Raw genomic sequence first — 4,016 nt, forward strand, 5'->3', positions numbered from 1 at the left:
GCAGTGGGTTTCTGCGTCTTCGACAGACAGCCATTGCGGCGCCGGCTGCTTGCCGGCGGTGATGACGTTGATGCGGTTGTAGGTTCTCAGGCAATGGTCGGTGATCCAGAGCAGCGTGTTGGCATCCGGCGGGAAATAAAGCCTGACGGTATCGGCCTTCTTGTTGGCGACAAAATCGGCAAAGCCCGGATCCTGGTGACTGAAGCCGTTGTGATCCTGCCGCCAGACATGAGACGTCAGCAGGTAATTGAGTGAAGCGATCGGCTTGCGCCAGGCAAGCTCGCGGGATGTCTTCAGCCATTTCGCATGCTGGTTGACCATCGAATCGACGATGTGGATGAACGCCTCGTAACAGGAAAACAGGCCATGCCGGCCGGTCAGCAGATAGCCCTCCAGCCAACCCTGGCAGAGATGCTCGCTGAGCACTTCCATGACACGGCCGTCACGGGAGAGCTGGACGTCGTAGGGCTCGATCCGCTGCGTCCAGACCCGGTCCGTAACCTCGAAGACGTCGTCAAGGCGGTTGGAGGACGTCTCATCCGGCCCCATCAGCCGGAAATTTCTGGCCTCCGCATTCAGGCGTATGACGTCGCGGAGATAGCTTCCGAGAACCCGCGTCGCCTCGGCTGTGGCACCTCCCGGACGCGGCACGTCGAGCGCCAGGCTTTTCCAATCGGGAAGCACGAGGTCGCGCTTCAGCAATCCGCCATTGGCGTAGGGGGTTGCGCCCATGCGCTTTGACCCGGTTGGCGCAAGCGCCGCCAACTCTGGAAGCAGATGCCCGCTGTTGTCGAACAGCTTTTCCGGCTCGTAGCTCCGCATCCAGTCTTCGAGGATCTTGCGGTGCGCCTCGTTGCCGCGCGCGTTCGACACCGGAACTTGATGCGAGCGCCAGAAATCCTCGACCTTCTTGCCGTCGACCTCCTTCGGTCCGGTCCACCCCTTCGGGCTGCGCAGCACGATCATCGGCCACAGCGGACGCTCTCCCTGCCAGCCCGACGCTCGGGCGCGCTTCTGGATGGAGCGGATTCTGTCCAGCGCGGTGTCCAGCTTCGTGGCCATCAACCGATGCATGGGAATCGGCTCGTGTCCTTCGACGAAAAGTGGTTCGTAGCCATAGCCGGCGAACAGGCCCCGCAATTCCACGTCATCCATGCGGGCAAGGATCGTCGGGTTGGCGATCTTGTAGCCGTTGAGATGCAGGATCGGCAGCACGGCGCCGTCGGATGCCGGATTGAGGAACTTGTTGGAGTGCCATGCCGCCGCGAGCGGACCGGTCTCCGCTTCACCGTCGCCGACGACGCAGGCGACCACCAGATCAGGATTGTCGAAGGCCGCGCCGAAGGCATGGACCAGCGCATATCCCAGTTCTCCGCCTTCATGGATCGAGCCGGGCGTTTCCGGAGCAGCGTGGCTCGGCACTCCACCGGGGAAGGAGAATTGCCGGAAGAGTTTCCTCAGGCCGTCTTCGCCCTGGCCGATCTCAGGATAGATCTCGCTGTAGGTGCCCTCAAGCCACGTGTTCGCCACCATCGCCGGGCCGCCATGACCTGGGCCGCAGATAAACAGAACGTCGAGACCGCGTTCCCGGAGAACGCGGTTCAGGTGGACGTAGATGAAGTTGAGGCCAGGTGTCGTGCCCCAATGGCCGAGCAGCCGCGGCTTGACGTGCTCGGCTTTCAGGGGCTCGCGCAGCAGCGGATTGTCCATCAGATAGATCTGGCCAACCGAAATATAGTTCGCGGCCCGCCAATAACGGTCCATGAGATCGACCTGATAAAGGCCTGTTGTGGTCGCAGCTCTCTGAGCCTCGTCATTCATGGAAAAGTCTCCAGATGCGTTCGCCCGTCGATATCTGGAGTGAGATCGCCTCGGAGAAAGGATTTTCACGGAAATAAGTTCGGCTGGAGCCGCCATCCGCGCCTGCCAATCGCTCTTTTGCAGGAACCTGGAAGCTCGCCAACGGTTAAGGAGACGAGCCGCCGAAATGAGATCAAGCGCTGCCGAGCAGAGTGCACGCCGATCGAGGGATTGTCGCCGGGGAGCCGTTAGGCACGATTGGGGCTCGAAAGAGGAGCAAAAGATGCTCGATCTTCCCGATGCACGCGACCGAATGGTCGAAGTCCAGCTCAGCCGCCGTGGCATCCATGACCGCGAGGTGCTGGAAGCGATGCGTGAGGTTCCACGCGAGGCTTTCGTCGCGCCCGGCTTTGAAGAATTCGCCTACGAGGATGGGCCGCTGCCGATCGCCGAAGGTCAGACGATATCGCAGCCCTACATCGTCGCCTTGATGATCGAGATGGCAGAGATCGGACCGGGCGACCATGTCCTGGAGGTTGGCACCGGCTCAGGGTACGCGGCTGCCGTGATCAGCCGGATCGTCGAACGCGTCTACACGATCGAACGCCACGCCGGGTTGGCCGAAACGGCGAGACAGCGGTTCGAAGAGCTTGGCTATGACAATATCGAAGTCCGCACCGGCGATGGCACCAAAGGCTGGCCCGACGCAGCGCCCTTCGACGCCATTCTGGTCGCCGCCGGCGGACCCGGTGCGCCGCTTGCCCTTCAGGAACAGCTCGACGTCGGCGGCAGGCTCGTCATCCCGGTCGGCGACGAACCACATGATCAGCGCCTTCTCAAGGTCACCCGAACTGGCGCTGCAACTTACAGCGAGGAGGATTTCGGCGGCGTGCGGTTTGTCCCGCTCATCGGCGAGCAGGGCTGGCCCGAGAGCGGCAGCCGTACCGCGGATCGTCGGTCCGGACCCGCACGCACGCGCAGCCTGCCAGAGATGATCGCGGCAGCGGCCGAACCGCTACCGGATTTCGACGATCCGGCGTTCGGCGAATTGTTCGACCGGTTTGGCGACCGGCGCGTCGTCCTGCTTGGTGAAGCGAGCCACGGTACGTCGGAGTTCTACCGGGCTCGTGCGGCGATCACCCGCAGGCTTATCGAGAAGCACGGCTTCACCATCGTCGCGGTCGAAGCCGACTGGCCTGACGCAGCGGCGATTGACCGCCACGTCCGCCATCGGCGGTCGCGGGCTGACGCCGATCCGCCGTTCCAGCGGTTTCCCACCTGGATGTGGCGCAACACCGACGTTGCCGCGTTTGTCGACTGGATGCGACAACACAATGAGCGGATCAGGATATCGTCCCGGCTGGCGGGCTTCTATGGCCTCGACATCTACAATATGAGCGGATCGATCGGCGCGGTTCTGCAATATCTCGATCGGGTCGATCCGCAGGCAGCAAAGATCGCGCGTGAGCGCTATGGCTGCCTGACGCCTTGGCAACACGAACCATCCACCTACGGCCGCGTCGCGCTCACATCGGGTTACGAGAAATGCGAGCAGGCCGTGCTTGAACAATGCCGCGAACTGCTTGCCAAGCAGCTCGACTATGCGCAGCAGGACGGCGTTGATTTTCTAGATGCCACCCAGAATGCCCGGCTGATCGCTTCCGCGGAACGCTACTATCGGATCATGTACTATGGCGGCGCGCAGTCCTGGAACCTGCGCGACACCCATATGTTCGAGACACTCGAGCATCTGCTGGAGGCCCGCGGGCCGAACGCCAAGGCGGTCGTGTGGGCGCATAACTCCCACATCGGAGATGCACGCTATACCGAAATGGGGATTGTCAGGGACGAAGTAAACATCGGCCAGCTCTGCCGCCAGCGTTTCGGCGACGAGGCGGCCCTGATCGGGCTCAGTACGCATTCCGGGACAGTGGCCGCGGCCTCCGACTGGGACAGCGAGATGGAAATCAAGCGGGTGCGGCCCTCGCATAGCGATAGCTACGAGCGGCTTTGCCATGATTGCGGCGTCTCGCGTTTCCTGCTCGACATCAAGCGCGACGACGATCTTCGCGATCGGCTTCTGGAGCGCCGGCTGGAGCGCTTCATCGGCGTGATTTATCGGCCGGAAACCGAACTGCGCAGCCATTACGCGGCTGCCTCTCTTTCCCAGCAGTTTGACGCCTTCGTCTGGTTTGACGAAACCGTCGCGGTGACGC

At 62.4% G+C, this 4,016-nt stretch carries 2 protein-coding genes; one reads left to right on the forward strand and one right to left on the reverse strand.

What is annotated here, in order from left to right:
• On the reverse strand, positions 1 to 1,821 hold a 1,821-nt coding region (locus EOA85_RS03890), incomplete at its 3' end, for a phosphoketolase family protein (protein WP_164759475.1).
• Positions 1,822 to 2,083: 262 nt separating this feature from the next.
• Here EOA85_RS03890 and EOA85_RS03895 point away from each other — a divergent pair.
• The coding region (locus EOA85_RS03895; RefSeq protein WP_127208453.1) for a protein-L-isoaspartate(D-aspartate) O-methyltransferase at positions 2,084 to 4,016 on the forward strand (1,933 nt) is incomplete at its 3' end.

The organism is Mesorhizobium sp. M5C.F.Ca.IN.020.29.1.1 (genome assembly GCF_003997375.1).
Taxonomy (GTDB): Bacteria; Pseudomonadota; Alphaproteobacteria; order Rhizobiales; family Rhizobiaceae; genus Mesorhizobium; species Mesorhizobium wenxiniae.